This window comes from Methanolapillus africanus (assembly GCF_032714475.1).
Classification (GTDB): domain Archaea; phylum Halobacteriota; class Methanosarcinia; order Methanosarcinales; family Methanosarcinaceae; genus Methanolapillus; species Methanolapillus africanus.
Genome location: NZ_JAWDKD010000021.1, coordinates 190,185 through 211,700, shown reverse-complemented (window position 1 = coordinate 211,700; position 21,516 = coordinate 190,185). Strand labels below are relative to the sequence as shown.

General features: G+C 44.1%; 19 protein-coding genes and 1 pseudogene. 3 read left to right on the top strand and 17 right to left on the bottom strand.

Annotation, left to right across the window (positions count from 1 at the left end):
- The 10 genes and pseudogenes from MsAg5_RS08370 to MsAg5_RS08325 form a co-directional block, all read right to left on the bottom strand.
- Positions 1-267: hypothetical protein (locus MsAg5_RS08370; protein ID WP_338100170.1), on the bottom strand; the 267-nt coding region annotated here is incomplete at its 3' end.
- A 433-nt stretch (positions 268-700) separates the two neighbouring features.
- Positions 701-1,198: pseudogene (locus MsAg5_RS08365) on the bottom strand (TIGR00288 family NYN domain-containing protein); the annotation flags it as partial.
- 178 nt (positions 1,199-1,376) lie between these two features.
- Positions 1,377-1,940, bottom strand: coding sequence for a hypothetical protein (locus MsAg5_RS08360; protein ID WP_338100169.1), 564 nt, complete (start codon positions 1,938-1,940; stop codon positions 1,377-1,379).
- Positions 1,941-2,846, bottom strand: a complete 906-nt coding sequence (locus MsAg5_RS08355) for a rhomboid family intramembrane serine protease (protein WP_338100168.1) — start codon at positions 2,844-2,846, stop codon at positions 1,941-1,943.
- Between the two features lie 23 nt (positions 2,847-2,869).
- Positions 2,870-3,097 (bottom strand): hypothetical protein, encoded by a 228-nt coding sequence (locus MsAg5_RS08350; RefSeq protein ID WP_338100167.1) that lies wholly within the window; start codon positions 3,095-3,097, stop codon positions 2,870-2,872.
- A gap of 163 nt (positions 3,098-3,260) precedes the next feature.
- On the bottom strand, positions 3,261-4,445 hold the full coding sequence (locus tag MsAg5_RS08345; RefSeq protein WP_338100166.1) for a cysteine desulfurase: 1,185 nt from the start codon (positions 4,443-4,445) through the stop codon (positions 3,261-3,263).
- Positions 4,446-4,624: 179 nt separating this feature from the next.
- Entirely contained in the window at positions 4,625-5,182 is a 558-nt protein-coding gene (locus MsAg5_RS08340; RefSeq protein WP_338100165.1) for a DNA-binding protein, read from the bottom strand.
- Positions 5,183-6,958, bottom strand: a complete 1,776-nt coding sequence (locus tag MsAg5_RS08335) for a replication protein A (RefSeq protein ID WP_338100164.1) — start codon at positions 6,956-6,958, stop codon at positions 5,183-5,185.
- A 226-nt stretch (positions 6,959-7,184) separates the two neighbouring features.
- Complete coding sequence (locus MsAg5_RS08330; protein WP_338100163.1) at positions 7,185-9,086, bottom strand: ATP-binding protein; 1,902 nt, start codon at positions 9,084-9,086, stop codon at positions 7,185-7,187.
- On the bottom strand, positions 9,076-10,440 hold the full coding sequence (locus tag MsAg5_RS08325; RefSeq protein WP_338100162.1) for a DNA double-strand break repair nuclease NurA: 1,365 nt from the start codon (positions 10,438-10,440) through the stop codon (positions 9,076-9,078). The genes MsAg5_RS08330 and MsAg5_RS08325 overlap by 11 nt, the downstream gene beginning before the upstream one ends.
- Positions 10,441-10,789: 349 nt before the next feature.
- Between MsAg5_RS08325 and MsAg5_RS08320 the strand changes: the two genes are divergently transcribed.
- A complete protein-coding gene (locus MsAg5_RS08320; protein ID WP_338100161.1) occupies positions 10,790-11,674 on the top strand; it encodes a polyprenyl synthetase family protein in 885 nt (294 codons plus the stop codon).
- 556 nt (positions 11,675-12,230) lie between these two features.
- On the opposite strand, the gene mutY is transcribed toward MsAg5_RS08320, so the two are convergent.
- From mutY to MsAg5_RS08295, 5 genes are all read right to left on the bottom strand, one after another.
- Positions 12,231-13,373 carry an A/G-specific adenine glycosylase gene (mutY, locus tag MsAg5_RS08315; RefSeq protein WP_338100160.1) on the bottom strand — a complete coding sequence of 381 codons (1,143 nt, stop codon included), beginning with the start codon at positions 13,371-13,373 and terminating at the stop codon, positions 12,231-12,233.
- Positions 13,374-13,432: 59 nt separating this feature from the next.
- Positions 13,433-14,092 (bottom strand): suppressor of fused domain protein, encoded by a 660-nt coding sequence (locus tag MsAg5_RS08310; protein ID WP_338100159.1) that lies wholly within the window; start codon positions 14,090-14,092, stop codon positions 13,433-13,435.
- Positions 14,093-14,170: 78 nt separating this feature from the next.
- Positions 14,171-14,725: a DUF4240 domain-containing protein gene (locus MsAg5_RS08305; RefSeq protein WP_338100158.1), complete on the bottom strand. Its 555-nt coding sequence runs from the start codon at positions 14,723-14,725 to the stop codon at positions 14,171-14,173.
- 143 nt (positions 14,726-14,868) lie between these two features.
- Positions 14,869-16,215 carry a DUF1266 domain-containing protein gene (locus MsAg5_RS08300; protein ID WP_338100157.1) on the bottom strand — a complete coding sequence of 449 codons (1,347 nt, stop codon included), beginning with the start codon at positions 16,213-16,215 and terminating at the stop codon, positions 14,869-14,871.
- A gap of 89 nt (positions 16,216-16,304) precedes the next feature.
- A complete protein-coding gene (locus MsAg5_RS08295; RefSeq protein WP_338100156.1) occupies positions 16,305-17,255 on the bottom strand; it encodes a tetratricopeptide repeat protein in 951 nt (316 codons plus the stop codon).
- Positions 17,256-17,507: 252 nt separating this feature from the next.
- On the opposite strand from MsAg5_RS08295, the gene pyrH reads away from it, so the two are divergent.
- Complete coding sequence (gene pyrH / locus MsAg5_RS08290; RefSeq protein ID WP_338100178.1) at positions 17,508-18,203, top strand: UMP kinase; 696 nt, start codon at positions 17,508-17,510, stop codon at positions 18,201-18,203.
- 185 nt (positions 18,204-18,388) lie between these two features.
- Here the strand turns inward: pyrH and MsAg5_RS08285 are convergent, their stop codons facing one another.
- Positions 18,389-19,447: an MtaA/CmuA family methyltransferase gene (locus MsAg5_RS08285; RefSeq protein ID WP_338100155.1), complete on the bottom strand. Its 1,059-nt coding sequence runs from the start codon at positions 19,445-19,447 to the stop codon at positions 18,389-18,391.
- 292 nt (positions 19,448-19,739) lie between these two features.
- On the opposite strand from MsAg5_RS08285, the gene MsAg5_RS08280 reads away from it, so the two are divergent.
- A complete protein-coding gene (locus tag MsAg5_RS08280; RefSeq protein WP_338100154.1) occupies positions 19,740-20,564 on the top strand; it encodes a DNA adenine methylase in 825 nt (274 codons plus the stop codon).
- 5 nt (positions 20,565-20,569) lie between these two features.
- Here the strand turns inward: MsAg5_RS08280 and MsAg5_RS08275 are convergent, their stop codons facing one another.
- Positions 20,570-21,514: a hypothetical protein gene (locus MsAg5_RS08275; RefSeq protein ID WP_338100153.1), complete on the bottom strand. Its 945-nt coding sequence runs from the start codon at positions 21,512-21,514 to the stop codon at positions 20,570-20,572.
- Positions 21,515-21,516 lie beyond the last annotated feature (2 nt).

Genomic DNA, 21,516 nt, shown 5'->3' with positions numbered 1-21,516 from the left:
TGTTTCTGACAATACAGGTTTTTCTTGTTCCCGTTTTGTATCTACTGTTTCTGACAATACAGGTTTTTCTTGTTCCTGTTTTGCATCTCTGTTTCTGACAATACAGGTTTTTCTTGTTCCCGTTTTGTATCTACTGTTTCTGACAATACAGGTTTTTCTTGTTCCTGTTTTGCATCTCTGTTTCTGACAATACAGGTTTTTCTTGTTCCCGTTTTGCATCAATTGTTTTCCAATAATACAGGTTTTTCTTGTTCCAATCTCTATCACGCGTGTTATCTCTAAAACAGACGCTTCGCGTCTGTTTTAGCGGAATGGTTTGCCTGAGATAGAAAATACCGAACCTGAACTAAAAAAACGAAAAACTGACCTCAAATTAAAAGAAACAAATCAAAAAAATCAACCAACGGGTTTTGAAATTCAAAAGAAAAAGTATCCCTATAACGCGCGCGCCGCCGCCCGCCAAGAAAAATAAAAAAAGAAAAAATAAAAGAAAATATGAAACAATATTTGCTTATTGCTTCACATCGTTTTCGGCCGGACCGATTTTGTCGTCTTTGCTTTTAATCACTTCAAAACGCTTTTCGGTTTTTTGTTCCGGCTTTTTTTCAGATTCAGCGTCGGTCTTTTCTTTGCCGCCGATTTCGATTTCCTCATGCTCGTCTTCTTCGGCGACGCCCAAGTAACGCGGCTCGTCCTCAACCTCTTCCTCATACATCATTTGCGCGTCTTTGAGCAAAATAACGTAATCGGCAGAGTTCTTCAAGGCGATTGAAAAGCCCGGCTGAATGCCGAAAATAATCGTTTCTTTGCCTTTTTCATTCGCCTTGTTGAGCAGCGGTTTGAAATCAGCGTCACGCGTCACAATCGCAATCGTGTCGATGTTATCGTTATAAACGAGTTCCATGCCCTCGACCGCCAAACGCACGTCCACATCCGTTGAACAAATAATCGGTTCCAAACCATGATTCTCAATGGCTTCAATCAATTTTTCAGAGGCGTACTGGTTGATAAACACCTTTCCGACTTTGACGTTTCCATACTCCTTTAAAACATTTTTAATTTCATACAAATCAACGTTAAACTCTTTCCGAATAACGTTCGGACCGTCCACCAAAAGACCGATGCGTCTTCGCTCAACCTCTTTTTTGGAAGACAAATACTTTGTAATAGAACCGAGACCGGTTTTTGTTGTCTTCATGGTTTTCAAAACCTTCTGTTCATAAAAATAACACAATTTAACAAAATAACAATAAAATGACAATAAAAACAATAACAATCAAAAATAACGATATTGTATGAGGCATCCGAATTATTAATAATTATCTAAAAAATCAAAGAACCTGAAAAACAGTTTTCCTGTCCGGCCACCCTTTTGGTTAAACCATGTCCGATAAATTATATTTTCGAATCGGATCCCCCGGTTTGGCGTTCTTTTGTTTCAGCCAGAAGTTTTTCCGAAGCCGACGCCCCGTCTTTTGCCGGTAAAACCAAATCTCGCCGCCATACGTCGAGAACATGTCGTAAACCATTTCAAACTGCTCAAACTCTTCATCATTGAGCTCGATCAGTCTTTTGCCGTTGCCGTCGTAAACTTCCAGCAAAACAATTTGACGGATGCGTTTCAATTCTTCCGTTTTCGGCTCCTCGTCAAAATAAAGCGTGTACCGGAGCCCCGGAAGCCAGCAGGCGTACATCTTTTTAAAATCCAAAACCTGAATGAACACTTTTTCGTCTTGTGCCGGCTTTAAATAATTGTGGCCGATAAGCGGGGAAACGGTTATTCCGGACGGAACCGGAATGGAAATATTGGTTCCGGTTCTGATTTCTGAATCGGATCCTAAACCGGATTCCGAATTGGATTTCAAATCGTATTCCAACTCAGATTCACTGTCGAATTCCGCTTCAACATCGAAATCCGTCTCTTCCGCCGGCTTTGTCACTTAAAACTCCTGAGGGCGTTTGTTCCTCAATTTTTTCCGGTAATAGTAACCGATCCAAAGACCGACAAAAAGACCGCTGAGGTGAGCCGCGTGGGCAATCGAATCTCCCGAACCCATGAACACAAAGTCCATAATCGCATACAAAACAATTAAGTATTTGATTTTGGCCGGGATGAAGTAAATGTAAACCTGCAGATTGGGATTAATGATGGCAATCGCCGCCAATACGCCCATAATCGCGCCGCTGGCGCCGATCAGCAAAGTGGTTGACGGCCCGGCCGTCATCACTTCGACCGCGATAAAACCAACCGCAGCCACAACGCCGGAAACCAAATATGTCGTGACGAACGCTTTCTTTCCGATGACCCGTTCCAAATAAGTTCCGAAAAAGAACAACGTAATCATGTTAAACAAAATATGCGTGATATTTCCCAAGTCATGCAGGAACATGCTTGTGATCAACGTCCACGGATAGTGCAAAGCATATTCAAAATTGGATTCCAGAGCCAGTATTCTCCATATAATCCAAAACGGCATAAAATTAAAAAAATAGCCGATTGAGCCGATAATTTGCAAAATCACACAAATCAAAATAACCGTATACGTCGGACTGTCAAAAATTGTTTTCCAAATACTGCCGCCTCTTTTGGCAGCGTACCCATTCTTTTTTTCAAAATTATCCCGGTCGTAGTAATCAGCTTTCGGCGGATTTGTTCCGGCGGCTGCGCCCGTTCCGTAAGTTTTCACATAAACGCGCGCGTTTCCGTTCCCAACGTTCACGCCCTTCGGATCTGTGAAACAAATATGATTGTTTCGAGAAATATGGTCTTCACAGTATGTTTTTCCGCAAACGTCGCAGACCGGCTGCGCTGTTTCTTCTTTGCCGCACGCATGGCATTTTGTCATTTTAGGTACCTTTCTGATTGTTTTTAGTCCGTTTCGATTTTAAAGAAGACGCCGGTTCCCATCAAAGACAAATGAATCTTGTCCCCGAACCGCAAAACATCTTCAACCGTCGCGGCTTTATTCCACTCGTACACATAATCGAAAGATCCCTGCATCGGCTTAAATCCAAGAGACATGAGCCGGCTGTTGACTTCCGACGGGTTGGAACAATCACTGCTGCTGTTGTACCAAATCATCAAATACGTTTTCATAAAACTTCATTCCTTTCTTTGCTTATTTATCTTACTCTGTTCTGACTCTTTGTTGTTTGACTTTTTATCGTCTGACTCTTTATCGTCTTTCTCTTTGTCATCTGACTCTTTGTCATCTGACTCTTTGTTTCATATTCTTGTTCTTTGTGTCATCCTTTCTTTTTCACTTTTTGCTTTCGGCTGAAATCCTTTCCACCGCATTCACGAATGTGTCCGCTTCTTCTTCCGTGTTGTAAAGCGCAAACGACGCCCGCGACGATCCGTTGATGCCTAAAAACTTTTGGCTCGGCATGGCGCAGTGAAACCCGCTTCGGACGCAAATATTGTCGTATTTGTCCAGCCGCATGGCAACGGTATGCGGTTCCAGATCCCGCACATTAAACGCGACAAGACCCGCCCGATTTTTGGGTCCGTAAACGGCGACGCCGTCGATTTCAGACAACCGTTTGGCAACGTCTTTGGCCAAAGCGGTTTCATGTCTCTCGACGTCCGCCACACCAATCTTTTTCAGATATTCTACCGCGGCGCCGAGACCGATCACGCCCGGCAAATTCGGCGTTCCCGCTTCAAAGCTTTCCGGCGGTTCTTTTGTCACAAAACAAGAGCGATCCGCTTCAGACGTCGTTCCACCGCCGAGATTGGTCGGCTCAATCGTTTCCGGATTTTTGATGTAAAGAACGCCGGTTCCCTGCGGTCCGAGAAGCCCTTTGTGGCCGGCGGCCGCAAAGTAATCGCAATCCAATTTTTTCAAATCGACAGCCGTATGCCCGGCAGACTGTGCGCCGTCAATCAAAATCGGAATCCCGTTTTTGTGCGCGATCCGAATGATGGTTTCAATGTCCTGAATCGAGCCGAAAACGTTCGAAATATGTCCAATCGCAATCAATTTCGTTTTGTCTGTGATGGCCGCTTCAATATTTTTTGGATCAACTATTCCTTCCGAATCCATGTCCACAACCGATACGTCAACGCCTTTTTCTTTTTGCCGCAGCCACGGAACGATATTGGAATGATGCTCAACCACGCTGGTCACAATATGGTCGCCTGCACAAAATCCGAATCCATTGGCCACCATGTTGATGCTGTCGGTGGTATTTTTTGTCATAATCATTTTTTCGGACGGCGCGTTTAAAAATGACGCGACGGAATCGCGCGCGTCTTCGTAAGCATTCGTTGCCGCAATGGACAGCCGGTGCGCGCCCCGTCCGTAATTGGCGGTATAATTGTAATAGAAATCCAGCATGGCGTCAACGGCCGGTTTCGGCGTTTGCGTGGTGGCGCCGTTGTCCAGGTAAATGACCTGGTCCAGGACCGGAAAATCTTTTCGGATTAAATTCACATCGTACATGTGTGAAAGAATAGGGCGGAAAAATAAAAACATTTGGATAAAAGAATCGGAAATTTGGGAAAGAGAACTCGAATGGGAAGAAATTTTATTAAAAATATTCCAAAATAAATTACAAAATAAATTACAAAATCGTCAATAAGCCGTTTCCAGCTTATTGACGATTTAAAGTATCTCGTTGGTTATTGAATCGTTTCCAAAGCTTCCGCCATCATTTTGCGGTATCCCGCAAAGTCAGGGTGGTAATGTTTCAAGAGTTCGGCCGATTTTTCCGAATCGGTTTCAATCTCCGTAATCCGCTCATGCGTTTTTTGAGCGGTTTCAAAAACCCACAAATTGCGGTCTTTTTCATCAATTTTTTGGATATGCTCCGGCCGAATCGACACCAAGATGTTGCCGTCGTCCGCTTTAAACGCGTTCACTTTTCCGACGACCGCCACAAAAGCCGGCGTTTCGACTTCCGACAAGAAGCGCATCGCTTCGGCTTGATATTGACCGGCGTAAACCATGAACGTTCCGGTCGGGTCCGAAATCCGCGCCCGGTAATATTCGGAATCCGTTCCGATGTTTTCATTTTCGGTCAAAGTTCCGGCAATCAAAACGCGGTTGATGCGGGCGCCGGTCGGCGTCATGACATACTGCGGCGCATATTGGTCGCCCTCTTCCCGGTAAACGACGGCAGAATCGCGAATTTCTTTGGCAAAGACGCGGACGGCAATTTCTCTGAAATATCCCGGCATTTAAATCACCCCTTTGGCAACAGATTCAAATTCAAACCCGATGTCGTCAGACTCTAATTTTCGTTCCGAATCCAAACTCATCCGAAGGCCGGATGTCGATTTTGAAATGTCGGCGAAGTCAATCGCATCATTTTCAATGTTTGTGTCAGCACCAACGTCGGTAAAATCGACGGCGTCATCTGAATTCACTTCTGGATAACCGGCGGTCGTTTCATGAACGCCGTCATCATTGTTATCGATTTTATTTCCGAACAGTTCGTACTCCAACCGTTCCAATTCGATCCGGCTTTTGAGCTGCGCCACGGCAACCAAATCAACCGGTTTTGCCGGTTCGATCGTCTCGACAATAATGTAGCGGTCGGTTTTGGCGCCCGTCACGGTGTAATATTTTCCCAAGAAATCCCGTTTGATCAAATCGGCAATGGATTCCGGATCCAAAGTTTCGGTGGCGATGGCAATGGCGTCGTCCAGCGTCATTTTCAAAATCTGTTCCGTCAGCGCACAGTTGATAATGGATTCCTGCGCTGTTTTTCCGTCGTCGATGACGGCTTTGATCCGCAAATCATATTTTCCTTTGACTTTTCCGTGCTCGCTGCAAATGCCTTTGGACAAAACTTTGTTGCAGTCCGGGCATCTTTTTACAAGGCCGGAGCCGGCTTGAATATCAACGGCGCAGCCGGTCATTTCAACGGCGGAGGATTTCACAAAAACCTCTTCGTCCAATTCTTCCGTCCGGCTGTTTTTATTGAGCTCAACCGCGTATTTTCCGTTCCACTCTTTGACGATGACGTTTGTGAACAAATAAGATTTGTCGATTTCAACCGCTTCGCATTCTGCCGTTTTCCACATGGTAAACCGAATCGTTCCGGTTTCGTCGCCCAATATGCCGGCCACGGTTATGCTGTCGTGTGTTTTATCAAAAACTTGAACGACTTTTGCGTAAATGTCCGTCCAGACGCCGTCTTTGTTCAACTCTTCAACTTTTCGGATTTCGTTGTTCTTTTGTTTGTCGCCGGCCGCCGTATTTTCAAGCGGGAGGACCTGCACATCCCGTTCCGAAACGCTGACATTGGTCGCCTTGTTTAATTCTATTTGCGCTTTGTTGTTCCAGGTCTTCACAATCGCGTTTTTGAACTGATAAGATTTGTTCAATTCAAGGGCCGGAAGTCCCGCGTTTCCCCATAGCGTAAATTTTGTGACGCCGGTTTCGTCTCCGATCAATCCGACTTGGGCGATGCTCTCATGCGGATTTTCCCAAAGCTGGATGACTTTTCCGTCCAACGAAACCCACAAGGCTTCCGTATTTGCGGATTCGTTTGTTCCGGTTTTTAAAATCTCGTCGATTTTCATGGTTTTTGCGCCGCGTCCGGTGGACACATCGCTTTTTGCCAATTTGTGTCTCTTGACATAGATGTTTGAAACCGTCCGCTCCGCTTCATGCGGCGGCACCTTGTAAACGAGAACCAATTCCTGTAGTTTCTCGAAAACTTCGTCTCTTGAAAGCTCAATGTTTTTGCCCGCGAAATTTTTCAGAATTCTTGAAACAGCGTCCGCCATCAAATCCGCTTCCGTTGTGCCGGTTCCTTCCGTCTGCCCGCCGGCCTGTTCGTATGAAGCATTATCTGGTTTGTGTTCGCTTGGTTCCGTATTCATCTCTGTTTCCGCCTGTTCGGTGATGTCGTACTTTTCAAAGGTTTCGGCAACAATGTGCTCGCTCTTTGTTTCGCTTCTCTTCCTTTTCTCGATTTTTTCGCTTTTCTCAGTCATATTTGTCATGTCCGTAGACCTCCAATTTTTATTCGGTTTGGTTTCGGGGAGGCGAATATTCTTTTAGACTGTTATCTTATAAAGGAAAAATCCAAGGGGGGTGAAAGTATTCCCGATGGTGTTTTTACAAGAAAATTGGGGTTGGTTTTGGCGGCGTCGGCAAAAATGATTGCCGTAACGCGCGCGGCGGCGCAGCTCAATAAAAGAGAAAAAGAAATGAAAAAAAGAAGGACAATTATTGGTGTTTGACCACGCAATTGGAAAGTCCCATAATTTCGACGATGTCGCCGTTGTCCGGGCTGTGGATGATCATTTGCCCTTTTTTCAAGTACGGTACCCGTTTCTCATATTCTTTGGGCACCTTGACGGCGTTAATCGCCGCGTCATTGTTGAGATTCAGGACCACTTTTGTGTTCACTTGTTTGAGAATATCGACGTCGATGTCCTGCGGGTCTTGAGTGATTAAGAAAAGCCCCAGTCCTTCTTTGCGTCCCTGTTTGGCCGCTTCCGAAAATTTGTAAATGATTTTTCCGGATTGCGTGGACGACGCGCCCGACAAATACCGGTGGGCTTCGTCGAGAACCAGAACGATCGGCGTGTCTTTGACGGTTTCGTTGCCGGACGTTCCGAGTTTGTTGTCCACAATGACGGTCATCATCGACAGAACAATCAGGTCGCGGATGCGCGACGATTGAATGTATTCGGTCGGGAAGACGGAAATCTGTCCGGGCTTAAACATGACCTCGAAAAGTTCCGTAACCGGCTTCGCGTCCTTGTCAAAAATACGCTCATAAGATTTGTTGAGAACTTTTCGGACGATGCCGCCGTAAGTCGCTTCGTGAATTTTTCCGGTTTGTTCTGTAAAGTATTCCTTATTGAGCGAGTCTTCCAAGAATGCTTTAAATCCGAGGTACGTCGGTTTTTCGTTTCTCTTGTCCGCCTTCTTGAAATATTCATCAATGAGGACTTCATAGCCGATTTTTTGGTTTTCCGGCATCTCCGCCGCTTCCAAAATCCAAGGATTGGACCGGATAAATGAAAACGGAATTGTGAATTCGACTTGCTGCGCTCTGGATTTTCCGCTGTAGCGTTCGCCGTCGACTTTTGCCGTGAATGTCCTCGTGTTGGAAACGCCGCCATACGCGACATTTTCCGATTCGAATGAAAATTTGTCGTTGTCTGTGAGCGTGTTATCTTCATAAAGCTGAGAATATTCGTCCTGCGGATCCATGATCACCAAACATGGATTCTGCTCTCTTTTTGGATCGATTCGCGGGTGATATTTGCTGTTTTCCGCCAAAAATTGACGCAGAATATTTTTTGTAAGGAATGTTTTTCCGGTACCGGTGCTGCCGCAAACCAGCATGTGGCGGAAAATGAGCGGATCGCCGGTCGAATAATCGTTTCTCAAATAGTATGCGACAGTTGGCGGTTTTGATTCCGTTTTGACGAGTTCGCCGCCGACGCTCAAATGGCCCAAAAAGATTCCCTCTTCCGGAATATTCAGTCCGGTTTGAATCATTTTTTTATCCATAACGGGCAAAACCGGCGTGTTGGGTTTGGGGATCCGGTCGGCCATCCGGCGCAGCAATTGGTTTTGCTTTTCGTAAAGAATGCAAATCGGATCAATCAAGGCCAGCAGTTTGTAATCTTCCTCATTGATTTCGCGGCGACTGTCTTTGCCGAGCATGCGCCGGGAATGAATTTCAGTCGCGTCGTCGACGGCGAATTCTTGCCGGTATTCCAGTTTTGAGATTTTTCCGAATAAATTTTCATTGCCGTACGGCACAATAACATACCCGCCGAGCCGGATTTGTTCCCGTTCGGCCGCTGAAATGTAGGCGACAATGTTGGCGCCTGTATCGTCAATTTGAAGCGGTTCGACGCCGGTTGTAATGATGCCGTAAGCTTTGCCGAGATTACTGTTGCTGTTACCGCTTTTTGTTGAAGATGTGTAATCATATTCTAAAAACGGCAAATCATCCTCACCGGATTCGTTTTCGTCAGAACCGGCCGGTTTGACTGAGCCGGCCGTATCGACAGGTCCGACTGTTTCGCTTGTTTTCATGGCGTTTAATTTTTCTTTGATGCTGTCAAAATCCTGCTGATCTGTCAATTTCTTTTGATCAAAACTCATCGATGTCCCCCCAGCGGACGTTGTTGTATGTTCGGTCGACCGTCTCTTTTGAGAACAGGTCTTTAATTTCGTTCTTTTCCTGAATTCCGATTTTTGCGACGTTGTCGGCTTTTCGCAGCGTCGCCGGAATGATGTCAATGGATAATTCGTAAAGCATTTTCCGGGTGATTTTTGCCCGCATGTCTTCGTTTTTGACAAGTCCGTAAGGACTTTCGATTTTAAACAAAAGGCCGTCTGATTCGTACGGCACATAAATCATAAAGAATGCCAAAGAATAGTCGTCCGCTTCGTATTTATGCGACAGATTCTCCCGGACCAGCGGTGAATTTTCTTTAATTTCCGCTTCATAAAACTGGTTGGGCTGCAAAAACCAATTGGTGTACGTCAAATATTTTCGTGATGAACCGGTTTGATTTTTGTTTTCTTTGCCGCTCGATTTGTTTTCTTGTTCGTTCGGATTTTTTAAAAACGCCTTAAAAAGCTGAGAATCGGTTGCCCACGGCAAATCCAAAAAGTGTTTTTCGGATTTGATTTTTTCCCGAAGCGTGTTTATAATTTGCGTTTCCGCCGGATTTTTCACAAAACCGGCCAGCGGGACTTCATGTTCAATGTGAAAATCCATGATGTCGATGTAATTTTGAAGGACTTTCTGCGCGTTTTTGTCGTGGCGGATCTTGATATCGTCGGATTCCGTTCCCATCCAGTACAACAACTGTTTCGGATAAATCGGTCCGTCCATGATGAAAAATGAATTGTTTTCGCCCGGATTGTCCGTTTCGTCTTTTTGGGCGATGATGTCTTCTTGCAGCCACAGAATGTGTTCCGATTCGGAGGCGTAAATCGCCATGTCGTGAACCATACGCCCCATTCTTTTTTTGAGAAGGGTCGGATCAATTTGAATGATTTTGCTGCGGCCGAATCCGTCGTCGAAATATTTCCAGTCGGCGTTCGCGGTCAAAGACGTCGTCGTCAGCGAATTGTTTTTGTCGGGTGAAAATCCGACGCAAACGATGGTTCGTTTTCTCTGAATGTCTAAATCCGTCGGCGTGGACGCAATGGCACAGTGGCAGATGTCTAAAAAAAGACCGCTTTCAAACGGAATTGGGTTGGTGCTGCCGCTGTCGGATGAATAGGTGACGTCAAAATCGTCGTCCGACAGGCTGACGACCGAGATGTCGGCTTTGGAACGGAAAAGCGGACCGATAGATTTGAGAATGGTTTTGCCGTCGCTTTGAAGATGAGCGAGGTTTTTAAAAATGTCAAGATTATCTTTTGTCTCTCTTTTCGTAAAAGAATAATCGATTCCCGTCGCGATTTCTTCAATTTCTTTCATGTGGACAGGCTCAAGAGTCATACACAGTCAGTATGGTCTGTTTTTTATATAAACCTGATGAAAGCGTGGTGAAAGAAATCATTTCATGTTTCTGTTCTGCTTCCCCTTCGTATTTTATGTTTCATCTTTTTCAATCATTAAGTTTATTTATATGCGTCACAGAAGAAAATTAAATTTTCAAAACATTGTTCGAATAACTTTTGATTTGATTATTCGATTTTATTATTCAAAACAGATATATAATAAAAAAACGAATTATGACGAATAAAAACGTTCACTCTGACTAATTTTCAGAAATAGGGACTATTTGTTTATTGATTTCACATTTATTTTACAGCATCGGGTTTACGTATTTGAAAGGGTAAAAATTATGAGAATTGAAGATTGGGATGAATACAAGCACTTTATCGGCGCCGTGACGGAAGCCGCGTCAAATATTTCTTCGTCGCCGGCGCTCACGAAAATAACGAGTTACATCTTTAACGCCGGCGGCAAAAAATTACGCCCGCTGACGATTATGTTGTCCTGCGGCGCAGCCGGCGGCGACTACAAGTCCGCGACCAACGCGTGTCTCGCGATTGAAGCCATTCACACGGCGTCGCTCGCACACGACGACATTTTGGACGACGGCAAAATGCGGCGCAACCAGCAAACCATTCACGAAAAATACGGCATGGCGGCTGCGATTTTGTGCGGCGACTTTTTGATTGCGAAGTCGATTGAATGGATTTCCGTTTACGAGAATCAAGTGGTTTGGGATTTCGGACATTCGGGCGCGCTTCTTTCCGAAGGCGAAATCATTGACGCGAGCATCAAACGCGGCGAAATGAAAGCTGAAGAATATCTCGAATGCATTTACAAAAAAACCGCTGCCCTTTTTGAAATCAGCGCGAAAATCGGCGCCCGGATCGCGCAGCCGAATGACGAAAATCAAATCAACGCTTTCGGAACGTTCGGTTACGAGTTCGGCATGGCATATCAAATCATTGACGACCTCCTCGAAGACTTCGGCCTTTACAAAGACAAAGAGTCCGGCATTCTCTCGGACAGCTTGTTTTCGATTCACCTGAGATCGATGCCCTATGCAGAAGCCGCCAAGAAGACAATTATGGAAGCTGAAGCATACTTGGGACGCTCCAAAGAAGCGCTTTCCGGCATTTCAGCCTCGCCGTCTAAGGATAAGTTGTTTGATTTAATTGATTACGTGAATGGATTGATGGACAAAGTCAGAAAATCGCCGGAATTGGCGGTCTGATTTCCATCTTTTCCTTTCTTTTCTTCTCTTTTTCCCTTTCTTCATTTTTCTTTTCTATTTTTCATTTTTTTCTTGGCGAGCGGTCCGCGCGCGCGTTATAGCGATCATTTTTTGTTTCGAGTTTTCAAAAACCAAAGGGTCATTTTTTTAAAAATCAAGCAAACCATCCCGCAAAATCAGACGCTTTGCGTCTGTATTTTGCGGAATCCGATCTGTCAGATACATTCAGTTTACAGAACAGATTGCACTTATTATTTTACAAGTTAGATTTGCACCTGCAGTTGACTGTTTTAATATTTCTGATTGTACCTGCTGTTTCCAACAATACAGTTGTTTTCTTGTTCCGATTTTCACCAACAGGTTCCAACAATACAGTTGCTGTTTTGCTTAGTTTTGCATCTGCTGTTTTCGATTGCATCTTCCCGTTCTGCGATATCCGCTTAAACAGACGCGAAACGCGTCTGTTTAAGCGGGGTGGTTTGCTTGGGATTGAAAAAAGAAATTATTAATTGAAAAAAAGTAATTGAATCAAAAAGTAAAAATAAAAAATTGAAAATTAAAAGTCGCTCAGTTGTTTATTTTCCGTTTTCTTGTTGCTGCCGCTCTTTTTGTTTTTCTTCACGTCCGGCTTTTCCATCTCAGCAATCACTTTTTTCATCAAAGTCGAAAACGGATAATCTTTAAAATTCTCTTTGGAAACAAAAATGCCGCCTGTTTTGGTTTTGAAATCTTTAAAGTCCGAACTTTTCTCTTCCTTGCCGCTCACTTCTGTTTTATAAATGTCCAAGCTCAACTGAATATGTGTAAAAACGTGCTTGACAGATTTATTTGTGAACGTCCAGCCGCCTGCAAACGGGAATTCCGGTTCCTTTTTTCCGACGCTCACATCATCAGCCGACCACGGAAATTCTGTGAGTCCCGACAAAAGTCCCGTCTCGGTTCTTTTCCGAATGAATACTTCGCCGCGTTCGTTTTCAATCCAAAACAGCGGTCCTGATTTTTTGACCTTTTCCAACTTTACAATAATTGGGATCTCATCGACGGTTCCCTCTTTGAGTGCACAGCAATCCGAATTGAATGGACAGCTTTTGCATTTCGGATTTTTGGGCGTGCAAACGGTGGCCCCCAAATCCATAATGGCGGACGTATAGTCGGCCGCCCGCTCTTTGGGCATCAGCTGCTGCGCCTTTTTGACAATTTCCTGTTTGATTTGATCAACGGGTTCCGTCATCGAGTAAAGTCGTGCAATCACACGAATAACGTTTCCATCGACAACCGCTTCCGGTTTGTCAAACGCCAGCGACGAAATGCTGGCGGCCGTATACGGTCCGATTCCGGGCAGTTTGAGCAGTTCGGCATACGTTTCCGGAAATTTTCCGCCGTAATCGGCAACAATCGTTTTGGCGCATTCATACAATTTTCGGGCGCGGGTGTAATAGCCCAGTCCCTGCCACATCAGCAAAACATCTTCAATATCCGCATTGGCAAGCGATTCAATCGTTGGAAATTTGTCCATGAACCGGTAAAAATAAGGAATCACCGTTTGAACAGTGGTCTGCTGAAGCATAATTTCGGAAACCCATACCAAATACGGATTCGGGTGCGCGCCGCGGACGCGCCACGGGAGATCACGTCCGTTTTTGTCGTACCAGGCAAGCAGGCTCGACGAAAGAGGCGTTGTGTCTGTCTGATCCGTCATTTCTGTATCAGGTTCGTTTTTCGATTTTGCTTTTGTCATAAAATCAATCGGTCAGCTTTTCAGAATCTCAAATGTTTGGGATTGCAGACGTTTTCCCGGTCGCAGTCCAAAATTTCAGGCGTTTGATAACGGTTAAATTTGTCAAGAAGGTTGTCGGCGCCGTATTTGATTTTAAATTCCAATTCTTCCGGGTAAAGCGGAATCGCAGAGTAAATGTGAACGGTTTTTTCCGGCAATTCTATTTTAACGAACTCTTCCGACGTCGTAATGGAATAAACCAAGAGGGAGCTTTCAAACAAAACAAAATTCGAAAATGGCGCGTCTGTGTTTGAAACGGTGTGCCCCCACGACACCCAGGTGCGGTCAGGAACCGGCAGTTCGGCAATCGTTTGAAGAACCTGAATTGGCCAGTTGTTGACTTCTTCTTCCAAATCCGTCTCCGACAGCGGCCAGTATTCCGGCAAAAGCATCATCATTTCCGCAAACTGAAACTCTTCAAAACCCGGCGGAACCTCCATCGGAATGTCGCTCATGCCGGCGGTGATCAGCAAATGATACGGCCGCTCTTTGTTGGCTTTGACCGCATAAACGTGAATCAAATCTTCTGTTGTCTTTTCGATGAGCTCGATGTCTTTTTCATCGTAAAACCGGGCGAGGTGATCCAAAACGATTTGGTCGGCATTTTGAGCGGATGTTTCTTCTGCGTTCATTTGTTTCATATTTTTTTATTTTTTGGGGCGGCGCCGCGCGCGTTATAGCAATCGTTTTCGACGACGCTTCCAAACCCGTGCTCTCGTTTATTGTCCGATATTCTCGTAATACAAATCAAACAGCTTCGGGCAAATGTTTCGAAGAGATTTCGGGTCTTCTTCGTCCCAAGTCAGCTCAATTTCAATAATTGCGAAATCGTCTTCAAACGTGTCCAAAACGTCGTAGAAATCCTCTTTTCCGGTGGCTTCTTCATAAGAATCAAGGGCGGCGTATAAGATTTCTTCGTTGTCGGGGTATTCGTTTTGTCCCATCTTCGAGCAAACGTCGAAAAGAGAATCCGGGTGTTCGAGTGCGTTTTCATAGGTTTCCCGTCCCTGGGAAATCAGCCAGGCCCGGAAGTAATCGAATTCATCGTCGTCGCATCCGCCGCAAATAATGTAGGCGGCCGCCCACAAATCAGGGCTATAGGAGTTTTCCAAATATTTGTCGAGCCGGTAGTCAAATCCTAAAATTTCATTGACCGGGCGAACCGACAGCTCGGCCACCAAGGCGTCCAGCTGGTCTTGCGGGTCGCCGCCTTTCGTTTTGTCGATAATTTCCCAGAACAAGTCTTCCGACATCATGTCTTTTCTTGAAACCATTTTATTCCTTCCTTTTGTTAATTTTATAATCGTGTGATTGATAATTTGTTAAATTTGAATCATTCTATATGAAGCTGAACAGCGCTCAGTGAATCTAATCAACGGGATTGGATAAATAATTGATTTATTGTAAATTCATAAAATTATTGTAAATTGACGCCGTTTTCTTCCAATTCCAAGTTCCACGGAAGCGAATTAAACGGACTCTGCGGGTTTTGAATCAACAGATTGTGATTATTGATGGCAGCCGTTCTTTCCTGAAAAGATCCGTTCCAAAGGAGGCAGCCGGTCAAATACGAAATTGACAGTTCTTCCCAAGACTCAAACTCTTGCTGAAGGGCGTCCGCCGCCGGCATAATCGCGTCCCACGCTTCTTCTTCGCTGATGTATCCGGCCGCAAATCCGAGACGGCAAACATAGATAAAACGCCCGAAATCCCAGGCGAGCACGCTTGTCACAAAATCGGACGTGATGACTTTTTCCCGCTTCAGCAAACTGAATGCTGTTTCCATCGTTTCCAGCAGCGGAATTAAAGTATAGGTGATATCGCCGTCTTCGTTTTCTTGTGTAAATCTTTCGATTTCCGCTTTCCATTCGTACCAGGGAACGGACAACAAGCTTTCCAGAACAATATCGTAGTTGAGATGTTGTCCCTCGTACCAGAAATAATCTAAAATTTGAACCAATTCGAGCCGGCTGTCCACTTGCCACACGTCCGACAAACGTGTTTGCGCTTCTTCCGGACTCATGTTCAAGAACAGCGAATCCAAACAGTGCCCATTTCGAATGGCTGTGTGCGCTGCAGCTGTCAGCGCCCAGTATTGAGTCTCCCGCAATGAAAAATCATCGCAAAATAAAAGTTCGTTTTTCGGATTTTTATCCGGCAAACGGTCCCAATACGTCATCCGCAATTCAATTTGTTGGACGGGCGGAATCATGTCTTTTCCGGAGACATTATTGTCTTCAAACCGGTCCAAGTTTTGATTCTCGCCGGCCCACATTTCTTTGCCGTCGGCGTTTCGGAAAAAGAGGACCGATTCGGGGTAGCCGAAAATTTTGAGAACAAAGGTGAACGGCTTCAGCAGCATCGGCAAATCACGGCCGGCATTGGCGGATTTTAAAGCGGCGACAATCAGCGGCTGGATTAACTCAAAAAATTCCTCTTTTGACAAAGACGGGGCGGCCGCAACGTCAACAATCCAGCTCGGAAAGAGTTCCGACGCCAAAAATACCGTCTCGCTGTCCGCATCTTCTTCAAAGTATTCTTTAAAAAATTCGTCCGGTAAATCCGAATCCGGTCGAGGCTCCTGACAATATTTTTGAGAAATGTAACCGCCGTTTTTGATGAGGGCGTTGATGAATCCGTCTTCGTAGCAGGTAAAAATTTCAATTTCGTGAACCAAGATGTCCGTGTGGTCGGTTTCCAATTTTTGAAACATCCGCTCAAATACGTCTTTCAGCTTTTGAGACGTTTCCGAAATATCAATCATACCTGCCTCTGTTTTTTTTCCGTTCGTTTTTGTTTTATTTTTTATTTTGTTTTATTTTTTATTTTGTTTTATTTTTTTAAATTTTATTCTTAATCTTTCGGCGGTTCCTCAAACGCTTTGATTTTTGTGTCGACGCCGTTCAACACGTTTTTGAAGTCTTGGTCTTCCCAAAGCGATTTGTAATCGACGTCTTGGAGCGCCCATTCTTTGGATTCTTCGTTCGCCGTGATGGATTTCTTCAAATACTTCAAGCTTTTTTCTTTTTCGCCGACCATCGCCAAAATACCGCCGATTCTGAACCAGGCGTCCGGCAAATCCGGCAGCAGCTTCAGCGTCATGCTGAACGCTTCTTTGGCGTCTTGTTCCCGGCCGAGCGACATCAAAAGCTGACCTTTGTCGTACCAGGCTTCCCGGTTCGACGGATCGATTTGAATGACAGTGTCAAAGGATTTGACGGCGTCGTCGAATTTTTCCATTTGAACTTGGGTGAGCGCTTTGTTGTAAGCGGCGCCGAAGTGTTTTTTGTCTTTCTTCAAGACGATGTCAAAGGCATTCTCGGCTTCCGGATACCGCTTTAATTCCATCAGCGTGTTGCCTTTGTTGAAAATAGCGTCCAAGTTCTCGCCGTCCGCCATAATGGCTTGATTGTAGCTGTCAATCGCGTCTTCCGGCAGTCCGAGTTCCGCTTGAATGAGTCCTTTGTTGTAGTAAGCGTCGCTGTCATTCGGATTGACGGCAATCGCCTCGTCATAGGCGTCAATCGCTTCATAAAAGCGGCTTAATCCATGAAGGGTGAGTCCTTTGTTGTACCAAGCGTCGCCGTTTTTCGGATCTTCCGCAATCACGCCGTCATAATATTCAAGCGCTTTTTCGCGTTCCGCCAATTGGTTATACATGTATCCGGGGTCGGCCGTGGATTCATATTTCTTTCCCAGAGTTGCCGGCGATTCACCGGTAACAGGCGTGGTTTCCGCAACGTTTTCTGTCGTTTCTTGCTTTGTCTCTTGCTCTGTCTCTTGTTTTTTCTCTTCTGTTGTCATTTTACCCCTCTCGTTGGTTTTTAAATTTAAAATAAATAATCTGAATCTGTTTCTACTTTTGAATTAAATATAACCTTTTAATCCTTTTGGGTCAATTTTGAACCGAATTTTTATTCCCGCGCTTTTTTTCATCGACACATTTAAAAATTTGGTCTCACTTTGTTTAGCCATTTAGAATAGATTTCTTAAATACAAATCATATCAATAATTTCAATAAAAATCAATCAAATAAAATCAGGATGGATGAATTACATGCTTATTGTCATGTCCCTCGGCGGCTCGATTTTGGCGGGCGACTTAGATCCCCTTCGTTTTAAAAAGTATGCGGACGCTCTCTTGAAAATGTCCGAAGAACACCGTTTGTTGATTGTGGTCGGCGGCGGCGTTTCTGCGCGCAAATACATTGAAGCCGCCCGCGGCGCCGGCGCGGACGAAGTCACCTGTGATTTCATCGGCATCGATATCACCCGCCTCAACGCAAAACTGCTCATCGCCGCCTTAGGCGACGCCGCTTACCCCGAAGTGCCGCAAAACTACAACGAAGCCGCGATTGCGATGCAATTCAACAAAATCGTTGTCATGGGCGGTGTTCTTCCGGGACAAACCACGGACGCGGTTTCCGCCGCGCTTTCCGAATATCTGAAAGCCGATCTTCTTATCATTCCGACGTCGGTTGACGGCATTTACACGGCCGATCCGAACACCGACAAAACCGCCAAAAAATATGAAACGATGACGGCAACGCAATTGGTTCAATTATCCGCCGGCATGTCGTTAAAAGCCGGTTCCAAGTCTCCGATTGACCCGATTGCCTGCAAATTGATTGAGCGCTGCGGCATCCGGACGATTGTGATGGACGGGCGGCAATTGGACGATTTGACGGCATTGGTTAAAAACGAAGCGAAAGGACCTCAAAAAGTTTCCTGCGGAACGATTATCGTTCCTTAACTTTTTTTCTTTTTTGGCGGGCGCCACGCGCGCGTTATGGCGACGCATTCTCTTTTTGGGTCAAAACCGAGGGTCATTTTTTAAAATTCAATAAAGCCGTTCCCGCTTAAACAGACGCCGTTGGCGTCTGTTTTTTGCGGAATGGTTTGCTTGATATGTAAAAAAAAGATGTCGTTTTTTACTTCTTATTTTTTGAATTGGGCGTTGTATTCCCTGACTTCCTTTTTTGTCGGCACCGGCGTTTCTTTACACGCTTGAACAATCGCTTTCACATTTTCAAGCGGCGTCGCTTCCGGAATGTCGCACGCGGTTCCGACGGCGTTCACGCCTTGCCGGATACATTCCTGTGTCGCCGCATAAATTTCCGCCGGTGTTTTTCGGGGAATCAATTCGATGACGTCCAAATTTCCGTAAGTTCGAACGCAATCGCCGAGAATGCTTTTGGCGTACCAAACCGGAACAGCCGTGTCAAACGAGAATCCATCGACGCCGGAATTCCGGATATGTTGGAGCATCGGCTTTGTGTTGCCGCAGATGTGCGTCACACGCGGAACCGGCGACGACTTTGCCAACGCTTCGTGAGAGGGCAGCACAAATTCTTTGAACATGTCGCCGGAAAGCATGTCGCCCGACGACGTCGGATCGACTTGGAACATGACGTCGGCGCCGTATTCGGCGAGCAGTTCCTGATAACCGATGACGAACGTCGTGATTTTGTCAACAAGGGCGCGCACTTTTTCCGGGGATTCCAAAATCCACATGAAAAGGTTTTCAACGCCGGCCAAATGCCCGGCGATCGTAAACGGCGCAACCGTTGTCGGGACGATCGCCAAATCGTCGGCATACTTTTCTTTCAGAATTTCAATCGCGTCAAGGACGACTTGAATTCGGCCGCAGGCTTCGATGTTTTCCGGAAGAACCAAGTCGTCCGGATCTGTGACGAAATGATTTTTGACCGGCGGGCGGTCCGGTTTCGCCCAATCCAAAGTGGCGCCCAGGGCTTCCGCTTCCAAAGAAATGTCGAATGGAAGCGTGGCGCCTTCGATGCCGGCGAGTTCAAGCGGCATGGCCGCCAATTTCGCCATCATCTGAGCGTCTTGGTTGGCTTTCGGCCAAGAGGCGCCCGCGGCGGCAATCATATCTGCGGTAATTGAAATAAGACCGCCACCAGGCGGAATATAATCGACATAGTCGCCGGTCATGGCGGAAATAAACCGCTGAGCGGCTGAAAGTTCGCTTTCCATAATGAATCACCTTTTTTGTTTAATTTTATGGGAATAAATGAAACAAAATTTGAAGTGAAAGACGTTTTTCAAAAAGCAAAGGGGTGTTAAATTGAACAAATCTCCGAAAACCGTGAGCGGGTGTTATTTGGGAGAAAAAGGAAAAGGGGAAAATTGAGTAGGGATGGGGGTTATTTGCTGGTTAAGAGATAGGCTTTGTTTGTATTTATAAGTGGTCCAACGCCATATTTAACTACGGGTACACTTTAATATTTTGTGGAATTTATGATTTGAAAAAATAAAAGTGAGCCCTATGCAAAAGACCATTAAAACCGCATTGCGTTATCCTGGAGGAAAGTCTAGGGCTTTAAAGCAAATTCTTCCCATGTTTCCAAAAGAGTTTTCGGAATATCGAGAACCATTTATTGGTGGCGGCTCTGTTTTTATTTCACAAATTCAACAAAATTCCAATCGTAAATACTGGATAAATGATTTTAATTACGATCTTTATTGTTTTTGGGACCAAGTGCAAAAAAACTGTGATGAAATGGTTCAAGACTTGAAGGATATAAAAAGTCGAACACGAAGTGGAAAAAAATTATATGAAAAATTGAAAGTGAAAGAAGAAGATGATATTTATCAAAATGCAGTTCGCTTTTTCATATTAAATCGAATCACATTTTCAGGGTTGGCTGAATGTGGTGGATATTCCAATGAGTCTTTTGAAAAACGATTTACTGAATCCTCTATTGAAAGATTGAGGCCTTTGTCAGATTTACTCAAAGATGTAACAATTACAAATATGGATTATGAAAAGGTTATGACAAATTGTCATAAAGATACTTTTATTTTTTTAGATCCTCCTTATTTGAATGTAAAGGAATCACGATTATACGGGGTTAAAGGCAACCTTCATAGAGATTTTGATCATGAGCGATTTGCAGACACAGTCGAAAAATGTGGAAATAAGTGTAAATGGTTAATTACCTGTGATGATTCCCCAGAAATTCGAGAATTGTTTGGTTTTGCTGAAATTAAGGAATGGGAATTGCAATATGGTGTGAATAACAGAAAAGAGAGCAAACAAGCAAAAAAGGGAAAAGAGGTATTTATTTCAAATTATAAAATAAATGGTTGAACATTTCATTTCCAATTACCTCTTAATTCTCCAATGTCAAACAATGCATTTGAAATTGCATTTTCATATCCCCCTTTATAGTAAAGATGGTCATGAATTTGATCTGGATTAAACACATCGTATAAATTATTTATCATAATCTTTTGACAGAACTCGTCAATTTTTCTTTGTTGGTCTAAACTTAAATTATCTCCGAAAATTTTCCATAAAAGAAAGCTTAATGATTTAAAATCGAATTGACAATTTTCTTCATCATAGAGGGATAAATAATGTTTTTTTGGTGCTTCTAATTGACATAAGTGCATTGTTTTTTTTGGCAAATCGTTTACTCTCTTGAATACGGAATCGACAATTTGCTTTTCATCTACTACTCCCAATTTAGATGACTTTGGAATAAATTCTTCATTAATTAAAAACTCTCTTGACTTTTCCAATATTTCACTTAATTTTGAAGAATAGGATTCTCCATTATTTCTATCGAGTGGCGTTTTTTTGTAGAATGCTCCAATTGAAATTAAAGTCAGCAATGCAATTTTCTCTAGCGGTTTCAATGTTTCAGATGCACCAAAATCAAAAAATTTGTTATCAACAAACTCAATGACCTTTGACACATCTACCAATTCTAATTCCTTCTCAATGTACCATATTCCATTGGAAGATATTGTATATTCATTTGGTTTCAGTGATTGTTTTATTAAATTTTTTGATAATAATTCATTTAATTGAAATGATGGTAAATCATCTACAGATACACTATTTTCTTTAATTATATTTTGAACTGGTGTCGGATCTTTTTTCAATAAATCGATAAAAATTGATTTATTTTCAATTGAGTCAGCTGTTTTAGATTTACTATAAAATGAACTTCTAAATTTGTCATAAAATACCTTTTTTAAAACTAATGTTTCATTTTCATCTATAATCTCTTCATCCAATTCATATTTAGACATAA